Annotated in this window: 19 protein-coding genes; 11 read left to right on the top strand and 8 right to left on the bottom strand. The window is 55.6% G+C overall.

Annotated features, from left to right (window positions below; genetic code table 11):
* Together ACXI0A_RS18920 and ACXI0A_RS18915 are read left to right on the top strand one after the other, a co-directional pair.
* Complete coding sequence (locus tag ACXI0A_RS18920) at nucleotides 1-1,449, top strand: tagaturonate reductase (protein ID WP_476151209.1); 1,449 nt, start codon at nucleotides 1-3, stop codon at nucleotides 1,447-1,449.
* 4 nt (nucleotides 1,450-1,453) lie between these two features.
* Nucleotides 1,454-2,944, top strand: a complete 1,491-nt coding sequence (locus ACXI0A_RS18915) for a UxaA family hydrolase (protein ID WP_476150871.1) — start codon at nucleotides 1,454-1,456, stop codon at nucleotides 2,942-2,944.
* Between the two features lie 134 nt (nucleotides 2,945-3,078).
* Here ACXI0A_RS18915 and sstT read toward each other — a convergent pair whose 3' ends face one another.
* The 3 genes from sstT to ACXI0A_RS18900 all read right to left on the bottom strand — a co-directional run bounded on the left by sstT (nucleotide 3,079) and on the right by ACXI0A_RS18900 (nucleotide 6,766).
* Nucleotides 3,079-4,323: a serine/threonine transporter SstT gene (gene sstT, locus ACXI0A_RS18910; RefSeq protein WP_476150873.1), complete on the bottom strand. Its 1,245-nt coding sequence runs from the start codon at nucleotides 4,321-4,323 to the stop codon at nucleotides 3,079-3,081.
* Between the two features lie 228 nt (nucleotides 4,324-4,551).
* On the bottom strand, nucleotides 4,552-5,523 hold the full coding sequence (locus ACXI0A_RS18905) for a TerC family protein (protein WP_224933945.1): 972 nt from the start codon (nucleotides 5,521-5,523) through the stop codon (nucleotides 4,552-4,554).
* 262 nt (nucleotides 5,524-5,785) lie between these two features.
* Nucleotides 5,786-6,766, bottom strand: coding sequence for a Gfo/Idh/MocA family oxidoreductase (locus ACXI0A_RS18900; protein WP_476150875.1), 981 nt, complete (start codon nucleotides 6,764-6,766; stop codon nucleotides 5,786-5,788).
* A gap of 139 nt (nucleotides 6,767-6,905) precedes the next feature.
* Between ACXI0A_RS18900 and ACXI0A_RS18895 the strand changes: the two genes are divergently transcribed.
* A complete protein-coding gene (locus tag ACXI0A_RS18895) occupies nucleotides 6,906-8,585 on the top strand; it encodes a chloride channel protein (protein WP_476150876.1) in 1,680 nt (559 codons plus the stop codon).
* Here ACXI0A_RS18895 and ACXI0A_RS18890 read toward each other — a convergent pair.
* Nucleotides 8,582-9,082, bottom strand: coding sequence for a M48 family metallopeptidase (locus tag ACXI0A_RS18890; protein WP_100703337.1), 501 nt, complete (start codon nucleotides 9,080-9,082; stop codon nucleotides 8,582-8,584). The two genes, ACXI0A_RS18895 and ACXI0A_RS18890, sit on opposite strands and share 4 nt — an antisense overlap.
* An 81-nt stretch (nucleotides 9,083-9,163) precedes the next feature.
* Between ACXI0A_RS18890 and rlmG the strand changes: the two genes are divergently transcribed.
* Nucleotides 9,164-10,282 carry a 23S rRNA (guanine(1835)-N(2))-methyltransferase RlmG gene (gene rlmG / locus ACXI0A_RS18885; protein WP_224933942.1) on the top strand — a complete coding sequence of 373 codons (1,119 nt, stop codon included), beginning with the start codon at nucleotides 9,164-9,166 and terminating at the stop codon, nucleotides 10,280-10,282.
* On the opposite strand, the gene ACXI0A_RS18880 is transcribed toward rlmG, so the two are convergent.
* Complete coding sequence (locus tag ACXI0A_RS18880; RefSeq protein ID WP_476150879.1) at nucleotides 10,283-12,286, bottom strand: FAD-dependent oxidoreductase; 2,004 nt, start codon at nucleotides 12,284-12,286, stop codon at nucleotides 10,283-10,285.
* Between the two features lie 462 nt (nucleotides 12,287-12,748).
* On the opposite strand from ACXI0A_RS18880, the gene idnD reads away from it, so the two are divergent.
* The 3 genes from idnD to ACXI0A_RS18865 all read left to right on the top strand — a co-directional run bounded on the left by idnD (nucleotide 12,749) and on the right by ACXI0A_RS18865 (nucleotide 15,953).
* Nucleotides 12,749-13,780, top strand: coding sequence for an L-idonate 5-dehydrogenase (idnD, locus tag ACXI0A_RS18875; RefSeq protein WP_476150881.1), 1,032 nt, complete (start codon nucleotides 12,749-12,751; stop codon nucleotides 13,778-13,780).
* A 9-nt stretch (nucleotides 13,781-13,789) separates the two neighbouring features.
* Entirely contained in the window at nucleotides 13,790-14,554 is a 765-nt protein-coding gene (gene idnO, locus ACXI0A_RS18870) for a gluconate 5-dehydrogenase (protein WP_038644549.1), read from the top strand.
* 79 nt (nucleotides 14,555-14,633) lie between these two features.
* On the top strand, nucleotides 14,634-15,953 hold the full coding sequence (locus ACXI0A_RS18865) for a gluconate:H+ symporter (RefSeq protein ID WP_045831845.1): 1,320 nt from the start codon (nucleotides 14,634-14,636) through the stop codon (nucleotides 15,951-15,953).
* 31 nt (nucleotides 15,954-15,984) lie between these two features.
* On the opposite strand, the gene ACXI0A_RS18860 is transcribed toward ACXI0A_RS18865, so the two are convergent.
* Nucleotides 15,985-16,695: a laccase domain-containing protein gene (locus ACXI0A_RS18860; RefSeq protein ID WP_476150883.1), complete on the bottom strand. Its 711-nt coding sequence runs from the start codon at nucleotides 16,693-16,695 to the stop codon at nucleotides 15,985-15,987.
* A gap of 109 nt (nucleotides 16,696-16,804) precedes the next feature.
* Between ACXI0A_RS18860 and ACXI0A_RS18855 the strand changes: the two genes are divergently transcribed.
* The 4 genes from ACXI0A_RS18855 (at nucleotide 16,805) to ACXI0A_RS18840 (ending at nucleotide 22,024) form a co-directional block, all read left to right on the top strand.
* Nucleotides 16,805-17,614, top strand: coding sequence for a 5'-nucleotidase, lipoprotein e(P4) family (locus ACXI0A_RS18855; RefSeq protein ID WP_476150884.1), 810 nt, complete (start codon nucleotides 16,805-16,807; stop codon nucleotides 17,612-17,614).
* 580 nt (nucleotides 17,615-18,194) lie between these two features.
* On the top strand, nucleotides 18,195-18,833 hold the full coding sequence (locus ACXI0A_RS18850) for a carbonic anhydrase (RefSeq protein ID WP_224934023.1): 639 nt from the start codon (nucleotides 18,195-18,197) through the stop codon (nucleotides 18,831-18,833).
* A complete protein-coding gene (locus ACXI0A_RS18845; RefSeq protein WP_476150886.1) occupies nucleotides 18,830-20,305 on the top strand; it encodes a SulP family inorganic anion transporter in 1,476 nt (491 codons plus the stop codon). Before ACXI0A_RS18850 ends, ACXI0A_RS18845 begins: the two co-directional genes overlap by 4 nt.
* Nucleotides 20,306-20,599: 294 nt before the next feature.
* On the top strand, nucleotides 20,600-22,024 hold the full coding sequence (locus ACXI0A_RS18840; RefSeq protein WP_476150887.1) for a diguanylate cyclase: 1,425 nt from the start codon (nucleotides 20,600-20,602) through the stop codon (nucleotides 22,022-22,024).
* Nucleotides 22,025-22,192: 168 nt separating this feature from the next.
* Here the strand turns inward: ACXI0A_RS18840 and ddlA are convergent, their stop codons facing one another.
* Both ddlA and ACXI0A_RS18830 read right to left on the bottom strand, forming a co-directional pair.
* Nucleotides 22,193-23,287 (bottom strand): D-alanine--D-alanine ligase, encoded by a 1,095-nt coding sequence (gene ddlA / locus ACXI0A_RS18835; protein WP_476150888.1) that lies wholly within the window; start codon nucleotides 23,285-23,287, stop codon nucleotides 22,193-22,195.
* Nucleotides 23,288-23,384: 97 nt separating this feature from the next.
* A complete protein-coding gene (locus ACXI0A_RS18830) occupies nucleotides 23,385-23,828 on the bottom strand; it encodes an IrmA family protein (protein WP_224933934.1) in 444 nt (147 codons plus the stop codon).
* Nucleotides 23,829-23,836: the final 8 nt, after the last annotated feature.

The following is a 23,836-nucleotide window of genomic DNA, read 5'->3' as shown; positions in this document are numbered from 1 at the left end:
ATGCAGCGGCTGAACCGTCACGATTTTCCCAGCGCAAGCTATAGCGAGCGCGTGATTCAGTTTGGAGAAGGCAACTTCCTGCGGGCGTTTATTGACTGGCAGCTCGACTGGCTCAATGAACACCAGGGCATCGATGCGGGCGTAGTGGTGGTGCGGCCGCGTAACCGCGTGGTGGAAGATTCGCTCAACCAACAGGGCGGTTTGTACACCACGCTGATCCGTGGATTGGACGCGCAGGGCGATCAGGTGAGTGAAACCCGACTGATCCGCAGTCTGAATCGCGAGATCCAGCCGTATCAGCAGTTTGAGGATTTCCTCGCACTGGCCCGTGCGCCGCAGATGCGCTTTGTGTTTTCCAACACCACCGAAGCGGGCATTGCCTTTGCAGAGCAGGATCGACTGGAGGATGCGCCTGCCTCTTCCTTCCCGGGCAAGTTGACTCAGCTGCTGTGGACGCGCTTCAGTCACTTTGCGGGAGCCGCTGACAAGGGCTGGCTGATCGTGCCGTGCGAGTTGATCGACCATAACGGTGATGCGTTACGTGAGTTAGTGCTGCGTTACATCAAGCACTGGCAGCTGCCGCCGGAATTTGCCCGCTGGGTGCTGGATCACTGCGCGTTTTATAACACGCTGGTGGATCGCATCGTCACCGGCTATCCCGCCGATGGCACCGACATCGCTGCACAGCTTGGCTATGAAGATCGCTATCTGGTGGCAGGCGAAGTCTATTACCAGTTTGTGATTCAGGGGCCGGATGCGCTGGCACAGGAGCTGAAACTTGGCGCGCTGGAGCCGGAAGTGAAGTTCGTCGACGATATCACGCCGTATAAAGCCCAGAAGGTGGCGATCCTCAACGGCGCGCACACTGCGATGGTGCCGGTGGCGTTTCAGGCCGGACTGGAAAGCGTCGGCGAAGCGATGGATGACCCTGCCATCGCGGGTTATGTCGATGCGCTGCTGCGTGAGGAAGTGATCCCCACGCTGGATCTGCCTCGCGATGAACTGCACGCCTTTGCCGATGCGGTGCAGCGTCGCTTCCGTAATCCGTTTATCCGCCATGCGCTGCTCTCCATTGCATTGAACGGCATGACTAAATTCCGTACCCGCTTGTTGCCACAGCTATTGCTGGGGCAGCAGCAAACTGGCCAATGGCCACCGCGATTGACCTTCGCATTTTCTGCGCTGCTGGCGTTCTATCGCGGCGAGCAGGGCGATCAGCACTGGCCCTTACAGGATGATGACCACTGGTTGCAGCAGTTCGCGGAGCTTTGGCCAGCGGTAAACCAGGACACATTGACCCCGGAGCAGCTGGTGCAAGCCGTACTCAGCAACCGCTCACACTGGGGCGAAGATCTCACTCAGCGGCCCGGATTAGTGGCCGCAGTAAGCCAACACCTGCAAAACATCGTTGTCCACGGGATGCGGACGGCGCTGACACAACTGAGATAACGCTATGCAAGATGCGATAAGAATACATTCACGCGACAACGTGGCGGTGGCGCTGCGGGATCTGCCTGCCGATGCCAAAGTGGAGATTGATCGCCAGTTCGTAACCTTGCAGCAAGAGGTCGGACGCGGGCATAAGTTCGCACTGACGCCGCTGGCAACCGATGCGCTGGTAGTCAAATACGGCTTGCCGATTGCCCATGCCACCCGGCCGATCGCTATTGGCGAAATCATTCACTCCAGCAACGCCCGCACCAATCTGAGCGATGTGGACGAGTATGACTATCAGCCGGAATTTCTCGATATTCCCGCTCAGGCGGGCGATCGCGAGGTACAAATTTACCGTCGCGCCAGCGGTGAAGTCGGTATTCGCAATGAGCTGTGGATTTTGCCAACAGTGGGCTGTGTGAACGGCATCGCCCGGCAAATTCTTTCGCGCTTCCTGAAAGAGACCAATGAAGCGGAAGGGATTGATGGGGTGCACTTGTTCAGCCACCCCTTTGGCTGTTCTCAGCTCGGTCAGGATCATGAAAACACCCGCACCATGCTGCAAAACATGGTACGCCATCCCAATGCCGGTGCGGTGTTGGTGATCGGCCTCGGTTGTGAGAACAATCAGGTGGATGTGTTTCGTGAAACGCTGGGCAGCTTCGACAGTGACCGCGTGCACTTTATGGAGTGCCAGAAGCAGGACGATGAAGTCGAAGCGGGTTTGGAGCAGTTGCACGTGCTGTACAACGTGATGCGTGGCGATCAGCGCCAGCCGGGCAAACTCAGTGAACTGAAGTTTGGGCTGGAGTGCGGCGGTTCTGACGGTTTCTCTGGCATTACCGCCAACCCGATGCTGGGCTGCTTCTCCGATCAAATGATTGCCAACGGCGGCACTACAGTGCTGACAGAAGTGCCCGAAATGTTTGGCGCAGAGCGCATTCTGATGAGCCGCTGCCGTGACGAAGCCACTTTCGATAAAACCGTGGCGATGATCAACGACTTCAAGCGTTACTTTATCGACCATCAGCAGCCGATTTATGAAAACCCCTCACCGGGTAACAAGGCGGGCGGTATCACCACGCTGGAGGAAAAATCACTGGGCTGCACTCAGAAGGCCGGGCAGAGCCAGGTCGTGGATGTACTGAAATATGGCGAACGACTAAATACGCCGGGACTGAACCTGTTGAGCGCGCCGGGTAATGATGCGGTTGCCACCAGCGCGCTGGCGGGGGCGGGCTGTCATATGGTGCTGTTCACCACCGGTCGCGGCACGCCGTACGGCGGATTCGTGCCTACCGTGAAGATTGCTACCAATACGCAGCTGGCAGAGAAGAAGCCGCACTGGATTGATTTTAACGCGGGTCGTTTGATTGATGGCATGAGCATGCCGGAAATGCTGGAGGATTTCGTCGATATGATTGTGGCGATTGCCAACGGTAAACCAGCGCGTAATGAAGCCAATGATTTCCGCGAGTTAGCAATCTTTAAGAGTGGTGTCACGCTGTAAACAACAGGTGCGCATAAATGCGCACCCTACGAAAACCGTGCCAGATTCTCTTGGGGGCGGCGAATGCGCACCCTACGAAAACAGTGCCAGATTGTCGTAGGGGCGGCATTTATGCCGACCTGGTCAATGCCAATTTATTCTGCTTCAGACACCGTACGCAGTTCGCGCTCGGCTTCTGCCTGGCACACTGCTGCCGTAAACAGAATATCGGTCGACGAGTTCAACGCCGTTTCAGCAGAATCCTGCAATACGCTGATGATAAAACCGATCGCCACCACCTGCATCGCGAGGTCATTCGGAATGCCAAACATGTTACAGGCAACCGGAATCAACAGCAGCGAGCCGCCCGCCACACCCGAAGCACCACAGGCACAAATCGAGGCCACGAAACTCAGCAGAATCGCGGTTGGCACATCCACGGAAATGCCCAGCGTATGCACCGCCGCCAGCGTCAGCACCGTAATGGTGGTGGACGCGCCTGCCATGCTGATGGTGGCGCCCAGCGGAATAGAAACGGAGTAGGTGTCTTCGTCAAGATTCAGGCGTTTGGCGATCGCCATGTTTACCGGAATGTTTGCCGCAGAACTGCGGGTAAAGAACGCGGTCACGCCACTTTCACGGATGCAGGTAAACACCAGCGGATAAGGGTTACGGCGAATCTTTTGGAACACCAGAATCGGATTCACAATCAACGCCATGATGGCCATACATCCCAGCAACAGCGCCAGCAGCGTCGCGTATTCCTCAAGCGCGCCAAAACCGGTTGAGGCCAGAATCGAGGCCACCAGACCAAAGATTCCCAGCGGTGCACAACGAATCACGCAGCGCACCACCCATGTCGCCGCATGCGAAGCGTCGGTAAGAAACGCTTTGCTGCTCGGGCTGGCATGGCGAAACGCTAAACCAAGCCCAATGGCCCACACCAGAATGCCGATGTAGTTGGCGTTGAGTAACGCTTCAATCGGGTTGGCCACCATGCTCATCAACAAACCATGCAGCACTTCAGTGATGCCCGACGGCGGTGAAATTTCGGTTGCGCCCACTTTCATTGACAGCGTTTGCGGGAACAGATGGCTTAAGGTCACCGCGACGACGGCCGCAAAGAAGGTGCTCAGCAGATAGAGCATGATGATGGGACGAATGTTGGTTTTCTGCCCCTGCTGATGATTGGCAATCGATGAGATCACCAATACCAGCACCAGCAGCGGTGCCACCGCCTTCAGCGCGCGAACAAAGAGTTCACCCAGCAGGCCAACGGCGATTGCCGCATCATGTGAGAACCACGCCAGCGCCACACCGGCAATCAGGCCAATCATGATTTGTTTTACCAGGCTTCCTGCGAACAGCGCGCCCAGACGTCCAATAAAGTTGTTTTGCATAGTTCGGTCTTTTTATAGCGGTATGAGTGTTGTGCGCGGTTACTCCGCGCCTAACGGTTTACCCGGCGGAGTATAAGGAAAAGTCTTAGTGAAGAAAGAGATAATTCTGTTTGTATGGGCTGGATCGGTTATTTGATCTGCTAACGATGGGAAGTGTGACAGAGCGATAAAAGGTGAAAGTTTCAGCTGGCAAAATAAAGCAGGGGCGACTATCGCCCCTGCAGCAGATTATTGTGAGATGCCTTTCTGGTCGTTTCTGTGGTTAACCCAGGCGTTAATCAGCAATGTACCGCCCAAAATTACCCCTACCACCGTCAGCGAGATGCCCACCGGGATATGGTAGAACTCGACGATCAGCATCTTGATACCGATAAATACCAGCACAATCGCCAGACCATATTTCAGCATCGAGAAGCGCTCAGCCACGTTCGCCAACAGGAAGTACATCGCACGCAGACCGAGAATCGCGAACAGGTTCGAGGTCAGGACGATAAAGGGATCGGTGGTCACCGCGAAGATCGCCGGAATACTGTCGACGGCGAAGATCACATCGCTCAACTCCACCATGATCAGCACCAGCAGTAATGGGGTGGCAAACAATACGCCGTTTTTGCGGGTGAAGAACTTCTCGCCTTCCAGGTTATCGGTCATACGCAGATGTTTACGTAGCCAGCGCACCACCGGTTTATCGCCTACTGCCGCATCATCGCCTTCTTTGGCAAACGCCATTTTCAGGCCAGTGAACAGCAGGAAGGCGCCGAACACGTAGAGGATCCAGCTGAACTGTGTGACCAGATAGCTTCCGGCGAAGATCATGATGGTACGCAAGACGATCGCGCCCAGCACGCCATACACCAGCACGCGGCGTTGCAGGTTTGCCGGAATAGCGAAGTAGCTGAACAGCATCAGCCAGACGAAGACGTTATCCACCGCCAGTGCTTTTTCCAGCACGTAGCCGGTAAGGAAGGCAAGGGTTTGCGCGGTAGCCACTTCACGGCCCGCAGTGCCTTCGAGGTACCACCAGAATGCTGCGCTAAACAGCAGAGAAACGGAGATCCACACCAGTGACCAGACGGCCGCCTGTTTGAATGACATGGTTTGAGCGCCCCGACGTCCCTGTAAGAAGAGATCAATCGCCAGCATGATGAGCACAACGACAGCGAAGCTGCCCCAGAGTAACGGTGTGCCTACAGAGTGCATAATCGTATCCTGTCCGGAAAATAAAAAAACGGCTAAGTCAGAAGACGTTAGCCGCTTTGATTAAGCTGCAAGCAAACCTCGCCTTCCGGCAAGGTCTCACTTACAACTCAGAATAGATTCCGGGTTGCCTGACGACCGGATGCGTTTAGCATCGTAATGACGATCAATCAGCTTACAAGTTACTCCCCTTTGCAGCGGTCAAGATACGTCCAACGGCTGAGGTATTCAATGGGGAGTTTGAAATATTCTGCAATATTTACACTTAGGCCTGGTCTGCCGGGAAAACCACGCCAGTCTGGCGGCGGATTTCCGTCAGCAGTTTTGCTGTGATGCGCGAGGCTTCCAGCGCAGGATGCTCGACCTGACGTTTTTCGACCAATTGGGCAAAGGTCTCGGCTTCATACAGCATGGTGTTGATATGCTGCGGCTGCGTCAGATTTTTGCTCTCGCCACCCCGTGGGATAAAGCGCAGTTGCTGGCATTCCGAGATTTTCTCAATCACCAGTGAACCGGCTTCGCCCTGAATTTCGCTCGGGATCAGTGAATCGCTCACCTTAGAGTGCAGCAGCGTGACATCAAAATCGCCGTAGCTCAGCACCACCACACCGTGCGCATCGACGCCACTCTCCAGCAGCGAAGCCTGCGCTTTCACCTGCTGCGGTTCGCCCCACAATGTCACGGCAGCGGCCAGGCAGTAAAAGCCAATATCCATTATCGAGCCGTTCGACCAGCGCGGATTAAAGGTATTGGGATTTTCGCCGTCGAGATAACGCTGGTAACGTGATGAATACTGGCAGTAGTTAATCAACGCTTTACGCAGCTTGCCAAGTTGCGGCAGGGTGTTCTGCAGTTGCAGGAAGGTCGGCAGGCTGGCAGTTTTAAACGCCTCGAACAGTACAACCTGATGCTGGCGCGCGCAGGCGATCATCGCTTCGGCTTCACGCAGATTCGACGCCATCGGCTTTTCGCAAATCACATGTTTGCCGTGCGACATTAACAGCATAGCCTGCTCGGCATGCAGCGCATTCGGGCTGGCGATATACACCGCATCAATGTCCGGACTGGCTGCCAAATCGTCGAGGGAAGTGAAGGTGAGTTTGCAGGGATAGTCAGCGATAAAGGCATCCGCCTGTGACTGCTGGCGCGAATAGACACCACTTAAGGTCATTTTGCCGGTCTCATGCGCGGCGTCGATAAACTGGCGGGTTATCCAGTTGGTTCCCACAATGGCAAAACGAATCACGGCTTTTTTCTCCTGCAACAGTAAAGGGGCAGAGTAGCATGTTCAGCGGAGCGTTCCTCAGACGAAATTTGATCATGCGATCCGCATTCCAATATGATGATGCAGCACATTTTTTTAACCAGCTAGCGGGGACGCGCGGGTGAGTGGAAGTAAACATGCATTGAACTGGACCACACTGCTGATTGCTATTCCCGTGGGATTCGTCGCGTCGCTGGTGACCTTAGCGTTTCGCGGTGTCATTGATTTGATTAACCGCCTGCTGTTTAACAGCGACAGCGAAATCACTGTGGCAATGCACGTCTGGCCGTGGATTTTCTGGCCGCTGCTGGTGGGCGCGGGCGGTGTGCTGGCGGGTTTCTTCCTGCGCTATGCGGTGGCGATTGAGAAACAGGAAACGGTCAAAACCGACTATCTCGAAGTGATCAACGCGCGCCTGGATGCGGTGCCGACCAAAACCTCGCTGTTCCGCGCGCTCTCCTCGATTGCCAGTATCGGCAGCGGTGCCTCGATTGGTAAAGAGGGGCCGATGGTGCAACTCTCCGCCCTGAGTGGCAGCCTGATGGGCCGCTGGTTCCCGCAGATGCGTAACAGCGATATTGTCGCCATGGCCGCAGCAGCCGGCCTCTCATCGGTGTACCACGCGCCGCTGGCCTCAGCGATATTTGTCGCTGAAATTGCCTTTGGTATCTCGGCGCTGCAACGCTTAATCCCGCTGATCGTTTCCTCTGCGGTGGCGGTGATGACCATGTGGTCTCTCGGTTTTCGCAGCGCGCTCTATCCGCTTTCCGAAGCCTTGTTCCAGATGGATATCAGCAGCTTATTAATGACCATTCTGATTGGCGTGGTGGCCGGTTTTGCCGGTTGGTTGTTGATCAAACTGATCGCCCGCAGCAAAACGCTATTTGGCCGGGTTAAGTCACTGCCTGCGCGACTGGGCCTCGGTGGCCTGGCCGTCGGCTTTCTGGCGTTGATATCCACCGATATTCTGGGTAACGGCTATGAAGTGATCGTGAAAATCATCGATGGCCACTATGTGCTGATGGGATTGATTGGCCTGCTGGTGCTCAAAACCCTGGCAACCACGCTGTCGGTCGGTTCTAACGCGGTAGGTGGCTTATTCACGCCATCATTATTGATAGGTGCATTGCTCGGTGTGGCGCTGGCACAGATCGGGGCAGCGCTGCATTTGCCGGTCGGCGATACCCTACTGTATGCCGCGATTGGCATGGCGGCAGTGCTGGCCGCTGTAAGTCAGGCACCCTTAATGGCGATGCTAATGGTGCTGGAGATGACACTCAACAGCAGCCTGCTATTCCCGATCATGATCGCTTCAGTGCTGGCCTCGATGGTGGTGTATCGGCTGCAATCCACCAGTACCTATCCGGTGGTGAGCAACCACTTCAGCCGCTCGGAAGCCAAATTCGATTTCGATAACATGCGCGTTGATCAGCTGATCATTCCCGGTGCGGCGTTACAACCCGAGGAGTCGGTGGGGCAGGCGCTGGCAGTGAGTTCGCTGAAGCGCGAACGCTATGTGTATGTGATTAACGAGGCGGGGCAGTTTCTTGGCGTGGTATCGATTCACGATATCTCGCGCAAGGTGCTGTCACAGGAGATAACCCTCGATTCACCGGTCAGCAGCGTGATGGACGATAACTTTCCGTGCATTTATCAGAATCAGAGCATGCGTGAAGGCTGGGAAGCCTTTGCCCGCGTGACGCTGGAGCGTTTGCCGGTGCTGAATAATCCACAAGAGCGCCGCTTTATGGGCGCCTTGACCAAAACCAGTTTGATTCAGAAGGCGCAGGAATTTCTTTAAGCTGCGTTACCGCGCATCGCCTGATCCGTCATCCACAGGCGTGCATCGAACTCCAGCTGGTGATAATCCGGCTCCATATGGCAGCAAAGCTGGTAAAACGCTTTGTCGTGATCCTTCTCTTTCAGGTGCGCCAGTTCGTGCACCACGATCATGCGCAGGAAAGGTTCCGGTGCCAGACGGAAGAAGGTGGAAATGCGAATCTCGGCTTTGGCTTTGAGATTGCCACCCTGCACGCGTGAGATGGCGGTGTGCAGGCCAAGCGCATGTTTCATCACCTTGATTTTGTTATCCCAGATGACTTTGCTCACCGGCGGCGCGCTGCGCATGTAACGGCTTTTCATCGCCTGGGTGTAGTCGTAAAGTGCGCGGTCACTGACAACATCGTGCGTGTCGGGATAGCGTTCCTGCAAAAAACTGCCTAATCGCTGATTATCAATCAGCAACTGCACCTGTTCGAGGATGTTTTCAGGGTAACCCTGCAAATAGATTAATGACATTGGGATTCCCGACGAAAGACAGTATACTGCGCCCCCTTTTTAGGGCGAAAATCGCGCAAAGTGTACCACGCCGGAGATTCCATGAGCCAACTTGAACTAACCAATCGCACGCTGACATTGCAGCGCTTCCCGCCTATGCGTGAAGAAAGCCCGTTACAGGCGTGGGATTCCGCCGATGAATATCTGCTGCAGCAAGAACTGCCAGAAGGACCGGTGCTGGTGTTCAACGACAGCTTTGGTGCGTTGACCTGCGGACTGAACGGCCGTGAAGTGTGGCACGTCAGCGACTCGCTGCTGAGCGAGCAGGCGGCAAAGCAGAACCTGCGTCTCAATGAGATGGATGAGGATCAGGTGCACTTTATCGACAGCCTGGCACCGCTACCTGCTGCGCCCGCTGTTGTGCTGATTAAGATCCCAAAAGCGCTGGCCCTGCTGGAGCACCAGCTGCGCGCGCTGCGCAAAGTGGTGACGGCAGATACGCTGATTCTCGGCGCGGCCAAAGCCAAAGACATTCATAACTCCACGCAGCAGCTGTTTGATCGCATTCTCGGTGAGAGCAAAACCTCACTGGCGTGGAAAAAAGCTCGCCTGATTTACTGCAACTTCACGGCACCAGCACTGCCCGATGCGCCCGAAACCACCGTGTGGCCGTTGGACACCACGGATTACCAGATCCACAACCATGCCAACGTGTTCTCACGCGGATCGCTGGATGTGGGCGCGCGCTTCTTTTTAGATCATCTGCCGTTTGATATCGAAGGTGAGATCCTCGATCTCGGCTGCGGCAACGGTGTGGTTGGTTTGCTGGCGCTGGAGCAGAACCCGAATGCGGACGTGCTGTTCTATGACGAATCTTACATGGCCGTGGCATCCAGCCAGCTAAATATTGAAGTGAACCGTCCGCAGGATTTGGCGCGCTGCCAGTTCCGCGTTAATAACGTGCTGAGTGGCTTCCCGTCGGATCGTCTGCATGCGGTGCTGTGCAACCCGCCGTTCCATCAGCAGCACGCGGTGACCGATCATCTGGCCTGGCAAATGCTGCGCGATGCAAAACGTTGCCTGCAGTATGGCGGCGAGTTGCGCATTGTTGGCAACCGCCACCTCGGTTATCACGTCAAAATGAAAAAGCTGTTTGGCAACTGTGAGCTGGTGGCCTCGAACGCCAAATTCGTGGTGTTGCGCTCGGTCAAACTGCGTTAATCACACGCTGAGCGCCAGCTCAGTGGCCTGTGCGATGGCGCGGCGAGCATCCAGCTCCTGCGCCACGTCGGCTCCGCCAATCAGCCTGACCGCTTTGCCGCGTGCAGCCAGCTCATCCGCCAGCTGACGCAGCGGTTCCTGTCCGGCGCAAATCACCACGTTATCCACTGCCAGCGTGACCGCTTCGCCCTGATGGCGCAGGTGTAACCCGTGATCATCAATCTTCAGATACTCCACGTCGCCCCACATCTGCACGCCATGTGCCTGCAAACTGGCGCGGTGGATCCAACCGGTGGTTTTGGCCAGCCCGGCGCCGGGTTTGCCCGATTTACGCTGTAACAGCCAGATTTGTCGATCCGCCGCCACAGGCTGTGGACGCACCAATCCGCCGCGCGCCTGCAAGCTGTGATCGATGCCCCAGCTTTGATAGAAGTCTTCATGTTCACCGCGATGCAGCAAAAACTCGGCAGTATCAAAGCCAATGCCGCCCGCACCGATAATGGCCACGCGCTGGCCAACCGGTTTTTTATCGCGGATAACATCGAGATAGCTAAGCACGCAGGAATGGTCGATGCCGGGAATCGAGAGCTGACGCGGCGAAATCCCAGTGGCGATCACCACTTCATCCACGCTTTCTAGTTCATTAGCCGTCACACGATGCTGGGTGCGAATCGCGACGCCTGCCGCTGCCAGCTGATGGCGGAAGTAGCGCAGCGTCTCGCTAAACTCCTCTTTACCGGGGATTTGGCGGGCAATATTAAACTGGCCGCCAATCTGCGCGTCCGCTTCATACAATGTCACCTGATGGCCGCGCTCGGCCGCCTGTAGCGCGAACGCCATGCCCGCCGGACCGGCACCGACCACCGCGATCTGTTTATGCTGCTCCGCAGGGATCACTGGCATCAGGGTTTCGTGGCAGGCACGTGGATTCACCAGACAGGAAGTGACTTTGCCGACAAAGATCTGATCGAGACAGGCCTGATTACAGGCGATGCAGGTATTGATGGCATCCGGCTGTCCGGCCTGGGCTTTGCGCACAAAGGCCGCATCGGCAAGAAACGGGCGCGCCATCGACACCATATCGGCAATGCCATCGCGCAACAGTGATTCCGCCACCTGCGGATGGTTGATACGGTTAGTGGCGATCACCGGCACCGACACCGCCTCACGCAAATGCTTTGTCACCCACGCAAACCCGGCACGCGGCACGCAGGTGGCGATGGTGGGAATGCGCGCTTCGTGCCAGCCAATGCCGCTGTTGAACAGGGTGACGCCACGCTGCTCCAGCGCCTTTGCCAGCGTCAGCGTCTCTTCCAGTGAGCTGCCGTTATTCACCAGATCGAGCATCGACAGGCGGAAGATAATAATAAACGCTGGGCCGACCGCCTCGCGCACCGCCTGCGTAACCTCCAGTGCAAAGCGCCGACGGCGATCCACATCCCCGCCCCATTCATCATCACGGTGATTGGTGTGCGCCACCAGAAACTGATTAATCAGATAGCCTTCAGATCCCATGATCTCAACGCCATCATATCCGGCCTGCTGGGCTAATTTAGCGCACTGGGCGAAGTCAGCAATGGTCTGGCGAATCTCGGCATCACTGAGTTCGCGCGGTGTGAACGGGTTAATCGGAGCCTGTAATGCAGACGGCGCCACCAGATCGCGCTGATAGCTGTAGCGTCCGGCATGCAGAATCTGCAGCGCAATTTTGCCGCCTTCCGCATGCACCGCATCAGTGAGGGTGCGATGCCATTCACATTGGCTTTCCTGATTGAGGATTGCGCCACCGTGCGCCACCACGCCTTGTGCGTTCGGCGCGATGCCGCCGGTGACAATCAGCGCCACGCCCTCCCGCGCGCGTTCCGCATAAAACGCCGCTGATCGTGCAGCGCCGTCAGTGTGTTCTTCCAGTCCGGTGTGCATCGAGCCCATCAGAAAACGGTTCTTTAATTGGGTAAATCCCAGATCCAGCGGGGCAAACAGGTGGGCGTAATGCTCAGTCATGAACACAGTCTCGGAAAGTGGTCGGATGAGTTAACTTTAGCGGGAATTGGTTTGGATGGAAATTCGCGGTGTTCAGGCTGTGAGAAACCTCAAAAAAAGCAGGGCGACAGGTCGCAGGCGAAAGGTTCGGAACGCTTTCGTCTGGCACGGGAAGAGACCTGTACACCCTGAAACAGTTTGAAGATGAGGGCTAATGGATTAGCTCTTTAGTTATGACTCCTGTCAGACTCAATCCCGGGTGAGGGTGCGGCGATAATGGCATAGCTCGATCCCGCTTTTCCCCAGAGACTGGTCTTGGTTTTTCCCGGCAAACAGTGATCCCGCTTCCATCTTCAGTACGAGCAGTTCACGTTCCAGGTAACAGCTATTTCGTAACATGATTTAGAGTGATCTGGTTCACAGTTTTCAGCGCCCGATCCCGCTTTGATAGCCCCTATTGCAACAGCAACAAATGGGGAAACCATGAATATCGAAACGCAATCCTGCGTGATTACCGGGAAAAAACAGGTCAGCGTCGCACCGCAACAGGTGAAATGGGACGGCACAGGCACGCTGGTGCGTATTACGCGCGGCGGCATTTGTGGATCTGACCTGCATTACTATCAGGAAGGCAAAGTCGGTAGCTTCGAGGTCAAAATGCCGATGATCCTCGGACATGAAGTGATTGGCCATGTGGTGAAGAGCGACAATCCTGACCTGAAGCCAAATCAGAAAGTGGCGGTCAATCCGTCCAAACCGTGCGGCGAGTGCAAATACTGCCAGCGCGATCAGGAAAACCAGTGCACCTCGATGCGCTTCTTCGGCAGCGCCATGTATGTGCCACATGTTGATGGCGGCTTCACCCAATACAAAGTGGTGGACAGCAAACAGTGCGTGCCATTCCCACAGGATGCCGATGAAACCGTGATGGTGTTTGCCGAGCCGCTGGCGGTGTGCATTCATGCCACGCATCAGGCGGGCGATCTTACCGGCAAGCACGTGTTCATTTCCGGCGTCGGTCCGATTGGCTGCTTGATTGCGGCGGCGGCGAAAGCGCGCGGTGCCGCTTCTGTGGTGTGCAGCGATATCAGCGAACGTTCGCTGGAGATGGCGCAGCAGATGGGTGCGACCGATGTGATCCACGCCGCTGAAGGCGATTTCACGCCGTATCTGGCTGACAAAGGCTTTTTCGATGTGGCGTTTGAGGCCTCTGGCCATCCTTCCTCACTGCAACGCTGTCTCGATGTGGTGTGCGCTAAAGGCACGCTGGTTCAGGTCGGCATGGGCGGCACCATCCCTAACTTCCCAATCATGGCGCTGATCGCCAAAGAGATTCAGCTGGTCGGTTCCTTCCGTTTCACCCATGAATTCAATACCGCCGTCGAGTGGCTGGCGAACGGTGTGGTCAACCCGCTGCCGCTGTTTAGCGGTGAATACGATTTACAGGACATCGACGCGGCCTTGCAGTTTGCTGGCGATAAAACCCGTGCGGCGAAAGTCCAGTTAACCTTTTAAGGAGCAGTGATGAGTCAGTTATTTTCCCTTGAAGGCAAGCGTGTATTACTCACCGGTTCGGCGCGCGGCATTGGTTTTCTTCTGGCGCGTGGTTTAGGTGAAGCCGGCGCGGAAGTGATCGTCAACGCCACCACGGAGCAGGGTGCAGAGCAGGGCGCGGCGAAACTGCGTGAGCTGGGCTTACGCGCCCATGCCAAAGCCTTTGATGTGACGCAGTCTGCGCAGGTACAGCAGGCGGTGGATGAGATTGAAGCCGAATGGGGCCCGATTGATATTCTGGTAAACAACGCCGGGATCCAGCGCCGCCGTCCGTTCCTCGAATTCCCGGAGCAGGACTGGAATGACGTGATTGCCGTTAACCAGACCGCGGTGTTCCTGGTCTCTCAAACCGTGGCGAAAAAAATGGTCGATCGCCAGCGCGGTAAAATCATCAATATCGGTTCGATGCAAAGCGAACTGGGCCGCGACACCATCACGCCTTACGCGGCTTCCAAAGGGGCCGTCACCATGCTGACGCGCGGGATGTGCGTCGAGCTGGCGCGCCATAACATCCAGGTGAACGCCATTGCACCGGGCTACTTCGTCACGGAGATGACCCAGGCGCTGGCGGACGATCCGGCCTTTACCGGCTGGCTCACCAAACGCACGCCAGCGGCGCGTTGGGGTAAACCAGAAGAACTGATCGGTGCCGCGGTGTTCCTCGCCTCAGGTGCTTCTGATTTCGTGAATGGTCACTTGCTGTTTGTTGATGGCGGTATGCGCGTCGCCGTGTAATGCCATGGCGCGGCTGGCATTTTCGCCGGGCCGCGCCTAAACCTTAATCACCCCTCTGTATTCCTAAGGATAATAAAAAATGCCAATAACCATTATTGTGCTGGGTGTGATACTGCTGCTGGTATTGATGATTGTATTTAAGGTCAACGGCTTTATTGCGTTGGTGTTTGTCTCGGCGGTGGTCGGTATTGCCGAAGGGATGACGCCGCTCAACGTGATGGCCTCGATCCAGAAAGGTATCGGTTCGACGCTCGGTGGATTAGCGATGATCCTCGGCTTCGGTGCCATGCTCGGGCGATTAGTCTCGGATACCGGTGCGGCACAACGCGTGGCCACTACGCTGATTGCCGCCTTTGGTAAAGAGCGGCTGCAATGGGCGCTGGTGGTCACCGGACTGATCGTCGGTCTGGCGATGTTCTATGAAGTGGGCTTTGTGCTGCTGCTGCCGCTGGTGTTCACCATCGTTGCTGCTGCCGGTTTGCCGCTGCTGTACGTCGGCGTGCCGATGGTGGCTGCACTCTCGGTCACGCACTGCTTCCTGCCGCCGCATCCTGGTCCAACCGCGATCGCCACCATCTTTGGCGCGAACCTCGGGACCACGCTGCTGTACGGCATGATCATCACCATCCCGACGGTGATTGTGGCCGGTCCGATCTTCTCGAAATTCCTCAAGAGCTTTGAGAAGTCGCCGCCGGAAGGCTTGTACAACCCGAAAATCTTTACCGAAGAAGAGATGCCAGGTTTCGGTATCAGTATCTTTGCCGCCATCATCCCGGTGGTGCTGATGGCGATTGCTGCGGTGTTTGAGCTGACTACGCCAAAAGAGAACCCGCTGCGTCAGTTCTTCGAGTTTATCGGTAACCCGGCGGTGGCGCTGTTTATTGCCGTGGTGATCGCGGTGTTGACGCTGGGTCTGCGCAACGGCCGCAAGATGGAAGAAGTGATGGATATGTGCGGCGAATCGATTGCCGCTATCGCCATGATCGTCTTCATTATTGCCGGTGGTGGCGCGTTCAAGCAGGTGCTGGTGGACAGCGGCGTGGGCAACTATATCGCTGACATGATGAAGGGATCGTCTCTCTCTCCATTGTTGATGTGCTGGACGGTAGCAGCGATGCTGCGTATTGCGCTGGGGTCGGCCACGGTTGCGGCGATCACCACCGCCGGGATCGTCACGCCAATTATCGCAGTGACGCATGCCGATCCGGCTTTGATGGTGCTGGCGGTAGGTTCGGGCAGCGTGATCGCCTCACACGTCAACGATCCGGGCTTCTGGCTGTTTAAGGGTTACTTCAACCTCAGCGTGGTGGAAACCCTGAAAACCTGGACGGTGATGGAGACGCTGATCTCGATTCTTGGCCTGGCGGGTGTGCTGGCACTCAACGCCATCATTCACTGATGCAACAAGCTGCACAAGGATGTGCAGCTAATCAATCGCGGCTACGAATCCACGAAAAACGGGACTGGTAACCGCTATCAAAATGGGTGTTGTAGCGATAGCTCGATCCCGACTCCGCCATGCAATAAGTGCAGACGTTCAACACCTCAATCTGTTCGGCTGGGATGCCGCGCTGTAACAGTAACCCTCGCGCCAGATGCGGCAAATCAAACCACACGCCCTGATGATGCGCCCGCGCCTGCGGACGAATCGCCGCGCTATTGTGCGGTTGCTCGCTCGCCCACTGCAGCGCAGGCAAATCTGCGCGTTGCTGCATTTGCGTCACCAAATCTTTGCCCAACTCATAACAGCACGGACCAATGGCCGGGCCGATGGCAACATGCAGCGTTTCAGTGCGGGCGCCTCGTTTGAGCAATCCATCAATGGCACTGTTCAGCACTCCACTCAGCGTGCCTTTTAATCCGGCGTGCACTGCCGCCACCTGATGCTGCTCGCTATCGGCGAACAGTACCGGCAAACAGTCAGCGGTATACACCGCAACCGGCAGTTGGTTTTCCCCGATCACACCATCGGATTCGCAGCTTTTCGGCGGCAGATTTTGGGTTGCCAGCACCACATGGGCGCTATGGCGCTGCTGACCATAAGCGGCATCTGCGGGCACCGGTTGACCCGCAGGCTGGAAGGCATAATCGAGCCACGGCAGGGCATCAAGCAGGGTTGAACGCGGTCCGGCATACGACATAAGTGTCTCCTTTGACAGGGCGGCAGCTTTCTTCTGCCCACAGCTTACGTTAACTGCTACATTTTTAAAGCTTTACACAAACTGACCATAATCACTTAAGGACGATCTGATGAAAAACACCTCTTTGCTGGCGGCGTCCGGCATTCTTGCGCTGTTGCTGACCGGGTGCGCACAACCGGCCAAACAGCAGGCGCAGCAGCAGCTCGGCCAGCAATCGGTATTGGCAGTGAACTGGTTCCAGCAGTCCGGTGAGTATCAGGCATTGAGCTGGCAGGCGTTTAACAGTGCGCGTATGGCGTTTGATGCCGCACCGTCGCTGGCGGGCAAACCGAAAGCGGTGATCGTCGATCTTGATGAAACCATGATTGATAACAGCGCCTACAGCGCATGGCAGGCGAAAAACGGCCAGCCGTTCTCTGGCAAAACCTGGTCAGCCTGGACTCAGGCGCGTCAGGCCACCGCTGTGCCGGGCGCGGTGGAGTTCGCGAACTACGTCAACAGCCACGGCGGCACGATGTTCTACGTCTCGAACCGCGATCAGAAGGATTACGCCGCGACGGTGGATAACCTTCATAAGCTGGGCTTCAGCGGTGTGAGCGATAAAACCGTGCGTCTTAGCACCGGCAATTCCAATAAACAGGAGCGCTTCGATGCGATTAAAAACGCCGGATACAACGTGGTGCTGTACGTGGGCGATAACCTGAACGATTTTGGCGGTGCGACCTGGCATCAGGGCAATGCGCAGCGCCAGCAGTTTGTCAGCCTAAATCATCAGCATTTTGGTACGCAATTTATCGTGCTGCCAAACCCGCTGTACGGTGACTGGGAAAGCGGCATGGCGGAGAACTACAACAAACTGACGCCGGAACAGCAGCTTCAGGTGCGTGAAGCGCGTATGAAAGCGTGGAACGGTAAATAATTCGTCAAGCGAATTAGCGCCTGTTGCGGCAGGCGCTGTGATTTTAATTCAGGGCCAGTCATATTTACTTTTGATCGTCATTATTATTCTCCTTATTATTTTCCTGATCTCTTGCTTAATTGTCAGTCAGTGATTGGCGAAAAATATCGCCATTCTGCTATTCATCCAGTGAATAACTCCATTCATAAATTTTATAATTAAGATTTTTCTCAGCTCAAATCGTTTAATTCACCATACTAGTGCAAAGGCATGAAAAGACTGTGTGTATATTTTTGTCGATTCATTCCAGATGCATAATTTAATATTAAATCTAATTTCATGATTTATATATTAAATTGTATTTTTCAATCAATTCCATCGGCTTGCATTAAATTACTTATTATCGACATTTCCTGACATTTATTTTACAGGGCGGAGGATTTTGTCGTGCGCGGAAATAATGATTGTGCAACCACAAGCATTAGCAGCTATAAACAATTTATGTGAGGAAGCTCTGCTTTCACCCTCCATCGATCGTCTTAGCGGCGTTTAAAACCCTGTGACTTTGCCTGAAAGCGATATTTCTGGACGTAGAGAGAAGATAATTGTGACGACACTTAAACCCTTATTAGCGAAAAATCGCAGTTGGGCATTACAGCGCCGCGAGCGTAATCCAGATTATTTCGAACAATATCTGCATCAACAAAAACCGCATTCGCTATGGATTGGCTGTTCCGATAGCCGCGTACCTGCCGAAGTGCTGACTGGCTCGCATCCCGGTGAACTGTTCGTGCATCGCAACATCGCCAATATGGTGGTGCCCGATGACGATAACCTGATGAGCGTGCTGCAATACGCGATTTTCTACTTGGGCGTGGAGCGCATTGTTCTGTGCGGCCATTATGGCTGCGGCGGCGTGCAGGCCGCGCTGGGGTTGCCCGCCAGCCCGCTGGCAAAAGAGGATTCGGCGCTGGCAAGACGCATCGCCGCGTTGCGCAGTGGCCTGCAACAAGGATTGGTGGAATATCACGCCAGTGCTGAGGAAGAGGAGAGCAGCAAGCTCAACCGCTTAGTGGAGGCCAACGTGATCGCGCAGTTTGCCCAATTGGTGGTATGCGAACCGGTGCAACAGGCCTGGCAGGCGGGGCAAGCGCTGGAAGTGTTTGGCTGCGTGTATGACTTGCAGTCTGGTCATCTGAAAGAACTCATTCAGCAATCTGCAGAGGAATCGGTGCCATGAATCTGAACACGCTGCGTCAGGATATTCCCGCCGGTCTGGTGGTGTTTTTGGTGGCACTGCCGCTGTGCCTTGGCATTGCGCAGGCCAGCGGTTTACCGCCGTTTGCCGGACTGCTCACCGGGGTGATCGGCGGGCTGCTGGTCACATCGCTCAGCCCATCACGCTTTGCCGTCAGCGGCCCGGCGGCGGGGCTGGTGACCATTGTGGTGGCCTCGATCCAGACGCTCGGCAGCTTCTCCGCTTTCCTCACCGCACTGATTCTGGCGGGCGTGTTGCAATGCCTGCTTGGCTTGCTGCGTGCCGGTCGCTTTATCTCGCTGGTGCCGGGGAGCGTGATTAAAGGGATGCTGGCGGCGATTGGTATTTTGCTGATTATGCAGCAGATCCCGGTGGCCTTCGGTGCCGCAGGCGATGCCGAATTAATATCGCTGGTGAACGGTGAGTTTCAGTTTTCAACCAGCGCGATGTGGGTGGCAGGCATCGGCCTGGTAATTTTGTGGCTGTGGACCACGCCAATGGTGAAATCAGTCAAGCTGCTCAGCTGGATACCGGGGCCGCTGGTGGCGGTGCTGCTCGGCTGCATGGCGACGGTGTTTGGCGACCGCCTGTTCCCGAGCCTGGCGGAAGGGCTGCCGCGTATTGCGTTACCGGCCTTTGATAGCCTGTCGGCGCTGGCGGCTGAACTGGAAACTCCGGACTGGCTGGCATGGCAAAATCCTTCTGTCTGGGTCGTTGCCGTGACGTTGGCACTGGTGGCGAGCCTGGAAACGCTGCTCAGTCAGGAAGCGCTGAAAAAACTGCGTCCGCAGCATCCGGCACCCTCGCCGAATAAAGAGATGTTCGCGCAGGGCATCGGCAACCTGACCGCCGGTTTCCTCGGTGCGATGCCGATTACGGCGGTGATTGTGCGCAGCTCGGTGAACGTCAGCGTCGGGGCTCAGACCAAACTCTCGATTCTGATCCACGGCGCGCTGTTGCTGATTTGCGGCTTGTGGTTCAGCGATCTGCTCAATGCCATCCCGCTGGCCAGTCTGGCCGCCGTTTTGCTGTATACCGGTTATAAGCTGGCAACGCCGCGTCTGTTCATCGAGCAGTTCCGCATGGGGGCTCAGCAGTATGTGCCGTTCCTGGCGACCATCGGTGGCATCCTGGTGTTTGGCATGCTGGCGGGGATTGGCATCGGTATCGCCACGCAGATTATCTACAGCATCTACAAAAGCCACCGCAATGCGCTGCAGCTTACCCGCTATGACGATCACTACGTGTTGCGCTTCCAGCAAAACCTCACCTTTATGCACAATCCTAAACTGCAGGGCTTACTGGCGGAGATCCCGGAAAACAGCACGGTGATTGTCGATCATGATAATGCCGAGTATCTGGATCCCGACGTCAAAGCGGTGCTGCAGGATTTCGGCGAAAACGCCCGCGATCGTGGTATTCGTCTGAGTCAGTGGCCGGTTGCGGTTAATTAGCAATAACACTTTGCTTAAAAACTGGTTTTTAGCGTAAAAATCGGATATCTCGGATATCCGATTTTTTTATTTACAGGGCATAATTGCAGCAGCTCTCATCCTTGTTTCTCGGGTTTCAACCCTGCCAGTGCGCTCACATCTCGCCGATCCGGCTCATTGAGTGCTGCCCAGCCGCAGAGTAGGATGACGAACACTCGCTTAATTGCCGAATCATCGCACAGTTATTTCAGGTTAAATGCTTGCTGATGCCCGTGGGCAAGAGGCAGCGATTTCCAGGTTACAGGGTTCAGACGTATGCGCGTTAAGCTGTTTGCTGAGAATAATTTAAAAAAGAATGTACTCTCGCTGTTCCTGATTACGCTTTTCTTCTGCTTTATTGGCAGTCATCTGCGCATTCCGGAGGAGTTCTCACTGTTTTGGCCGGTGAATGCGCTGATTGCCGGTTTGATGGTGCGAAATCCTTTCCTGCATACCACATCGAGCTATCTGGTGTGCTTTGCTGCGATGATATTTAACGACACGGTGTTTTCCGGCTGGGCATTGCCTGCGGTGACCGTGAACTTCGCCAATATCCTGTTTACCCTGATAACGGTCAGCATGCTGATCAAACACCTGCAGCCGCCTTCGGCCAACAGCCAGGTGTTCAATGCCATGCGCATATTCCCGGCCTGTTTCCTTGGCGCTGCAGCCTGTGCCACCTGGGGTGCATGGGCGCAGGATATCGATTTCAATGCGCGCTTTGTGGTGGCGTGGGGCGACTGGTTTAGCGAGCAGTTCTCGACCTCCCTGATGCTGCTGCCGGTGATGCTGGCGCGACCGTTGCGCAGCGTATCACCGCGCACCTTGCTGCACCCTGGCAAGCTGCTGCCCCTGGCGGCGGTGGTGCTGTCGTTAACCGTAGGTGCACTGATTGGCGGGGCAGGTAGCCTGACCTTCCCGGTGCCAGCGCTGATCTGGTGCGCCATCGTGTTACCGATTCCTGTTACAAGCCTGGTGATCCTGATTACCGGTATCACTGAGATCGTTCTCGTTTCCCACGGCGTAATGAATATTCAGGGCGATGACGCACTGCTGCCGATCAGCCATCTCACCTCGGCGCGACTGGGCGTGGCGACCGTGGCCCTCAGCCCGCTGCTGGTGGCGGTGAGTATGGATGCGATTCGTCAGCTTAATCACCGCCTGGCGTTACGCGCTAACTTTGATTTCCTCACCCAACTGCTGTCGCGTTCCGGCCTGTATGAAAGCCTGAAACAGGAGCCGTTCTCTTTACAGCGTGAAGCGGGCGTGGTGATGCTGGATGTCGACTATTTCAAAGCCATTAACGACAACTTTGGCCACGATGCCGGTGATGGTGTGCTGGAAGAGATTGCACGCCGCATGCAACGCGTGGTGGGCAATCGCGGCATGGTGTGTCGCTTTGGTGGCGAAGAGTTTGTGGTGGTGGTGTTCGACTACAGCCATCTGCAACTTTACCAGCTGGCCGAGGCGATACGTCAGGCGATGGTCAAAGAGAAGTTCTGGATTCAGGGCAACACGGTGACGGTAACCGCCAGTTTAGGCCTGGCGCGCGGCAGTGCGCAGAGTGAGCGGGAATGGCCGGGCGTGATTAACCGTCTGGTGTCGGCAGCGGATAAAAATCTCTACCTCTCGAAACGCAATGGCCGTAACCAAACCTCTCCGGCGATGGAACCGCGCAGCGTGGTGAATGACGTGGCGTGAAGTGCGTGGTGGTCGCCATGAGAGGCGACCATCAGATGGCTTGATGCGGGGTTGTACCTTAATAACGCCCTCACAATTGCCTGATGCGAGTTTGTTTCGACAACCCTCAATGGCGAAGCTGTTTTACCGTCCCAAGGTGCACATTGCTGCGCACCAGGAAATCGATGATTAAACGCTGCTTTTCAGCTGACTACTCTGCTGATGGCGCTGCTGCGCCAGCTCAATCAAGCGCGTAATCAACTCGCTGTAGCTTAATCCTGCCGCCTGCCACAACTTCGGATACATGCTGATATTGGTAAAGCCCGGCAGGGTATTCACCTCGTTCACCACGATCTCGCCGCTCTCGGTCAGGAACACATCGACACGCGCCATACCGAAGCACTCCAGCGCCTGAAATGCGCGAATCGCCACGGCACGAATCGCTTCGCTGTGTTCTTCGCTGATAGAAGCGGGCACCACCACTAGTGCACCATCGGCGCTGATGTATTTGGTGTCGTACGAATAGAAGGCATCATGCACCACCACTTCGCCACACGGGCTGGCTTCGGGTTCATCATTACCCAGCACCGCACACTCAATTTCGCGGCCTTTGATGCCTTGCTCGATCAGTACTTTGCGATCAAAGGTAAAGGCCAGATCCAGCGCCGCCGCCAGATCGTCGATATGATCCACTTTGCTGACACCGACAGACGATCCCTGATTAGCCGGTTTGATAAACAGTGGCAGACCGAACTGTTCGACCACGGCTTGCGCATCCAGACGCGCACGCTGTGCCTGCGTCACGCTGATCCACGGCGCGACTTTTAAGCCCGCATCGCGCAGCAAACGCTTGGTGAAATCTTTGTCCATGCTCACCGCCGAGCCGAGCACATCCGATCCGACAAACGGCAGATTCGCCATGCGCAACAAGCCCTGCAGTGATCCATCTTCACCCAGCGTACCGTGCACGATCGGGAAGATCACATCCAGCTGTGACAGCGGCTGCGCCTGCTGGCGAGTAATCAGTTGCTGTGAAGCACTGCCCGGCACCAGCGCGACGTTTTCGCCGGAGCGGTTCAGAGCAATCAGCGCCGGGTTATCGGCATTCAGCAGGAAGCCGGAAGCATCATTCAGATGCCATTCACCCTGTTTATCGATGCCCAGCAGCACCACCTCGTATTTGCTCTTATCGATGGCTTCGAGGATGTTTTTCGCTGATTGTAACGACACTTCATGCTCGGCCGATTTACCACCAAACACGATTCCTACACGTTGTTTTGCCATTGGTCTTGATCCGATTGCGGTATAGCGAGTGGGTAAGATAGCACGGTGATAAAAGGCATCAACAGGCAGCAATTTGTCCCCACTAACTCGCTATACGCTACGGACTGATTGAAATCTTCAATGGCTTATAATACTGCGGATCAAAGGTTGTAACTGGCAAAGCGACTTTGGTGCTATTGCCGCGAACTTCCGTGACTTCCACGATACGAATATTGCTGGCCTTTTCCACCGCCTCACAATCAAATTCTGTTGCGGCATCTATTGAGCGAGTTGCATCACTGTCACCAAAAGGCGCCACATTTAATGTGCCTTTTTCGAGAACATTTCCCGTTTTGTCATTGAGCTCAATATTCACTTCCAGTGGGCCAAATTCTCCAGCCCCTCCATTATCTAGCCTGAATACCAGTGAACAGACGCCTTGAACCCACACGCTATCGGTATTGCGAATACTGATATAGCGATGCTCTTCGGCAAGACTGGTCGTCTGCCAGCCCAGTACGAATAGCAGCGTTGCCCAAACAGGCTTCTTTGACCGTTTCATGTTCTTAC

This window comes from Pantoea sp. C1E2 (genome assembly GCF_056491465.1).
The sequence above is the reverse complement of the archived record's forward strand: the minus strand, read 5'-3'. Positions and strand labels throughout refer to the sequence as shown.

Coding starts and splice junctions, on each gene's coding strand:
- sstT (WP_476150873.1), bottom strand. CDS start 4,323: ATGCAAAACAACTTTATTGGACGTCTGGGCGCGCTGTTCGCAGGAAGC.
- ACXI0A_RS18905 (WP_224933945.1), bottom strand. CDS start 5,523: ATGCACTCTGTAGGCACACCGTTACTCTGGGGCAGCTTCGCTGTCGTT.
- ACXI0A_RS18840 (WP_476150887.1), top strand. CDS start 20,600: ATGCGCGTTAAGCTGTTTGCTGAGAATAATTTAAAAAAGAATGTACTC.
- idnO (WP_038644549.1), top strand. CDS start 13,790: ATGAGTCAGTTATTTTCCCTTGAAGGCAAGCGTGTATTACTCACCGGT.
- ACXI0A_RS18890 (WP_100703337.1), bottom strand. CDS start 9,082: ATGTCATTAATCTATTTGCAGGGTTACCCTGAAAACATCCTCGAACAG.
- idnD (WP_476150881.1), top strand. CDS start 12,749: ATGAATATCGAAACGCAATCCTGCGTGATTACCGGGAAAAAACAGGTC.
- ACXI0A_RS18865 (WP_045831845.1), top strand. CDS start 14,634: ATGCCAATAACCATTATTGTGCTGGGTGTGATACTGCTGCTGGTATTG.
- ddlA (WP_476150888.1), bottom strand. CDS start 23,287: ATGGCAAAACAACGTGTAGGAATCGTGTTTGGTGGTAAATCGGCCGAG.
- ACXI0A_RS18845 (WP_476150886.1), top strand. CDS start 18,830: ATGAATCTGAACACGCTGCGTCAGGATATTCCCGCCGGTCTGGTGGTG.
- ACXI0A_RS18915 (WP_476150871.1), top strand. CDS start 1,454: ATGCAAGATGCGATAAGAATACATTCACGCGACAACGTGGCGGTGGCG.
- ACXI0A_RS18830 (WP_224933934.1), bottom strand. CDS start 23,828: ATGAAACGGTCAAAGAAGCCTGTTTGGGCAACGCTGCTATTCGTACTG.
- ACXI0A_RS18860 (WP_476150883.1), bottom strand. CDS start 16,695: ATGTCGTATGCCGGACCGCGTTCAACCCTGCTTGATGCCCTGCCGTGG.
- rlmG (WP_224933942.1), top strand. CDS start 9,164: ATGAGCCAACTTGAACTAACCAATCGCACGCTGACATTGCAGCGCTTC.
- ACXI0A_RS18855 (WP_476150884.1), top strand. CDS start 16,805: ATGAAAAACACCTCTTTGCTGGCGGCGTCCGGCATTCTTGCGCTGTTG.
- ACXI0A_RS18880 (WP_476150879.1), bottom strand. CDS start 12,286: ATGACTGAGCATTACGCCCACCTGTTTGCCCCGCTGGATCTGGGATTT.
- ACXI0A_RS18920 (WP_476151209.1), top strand. CDS start 1: ATGCAGCGGCTGAACCGTCACGATTTTCCCAGCGCAAGCTATAGCGAG.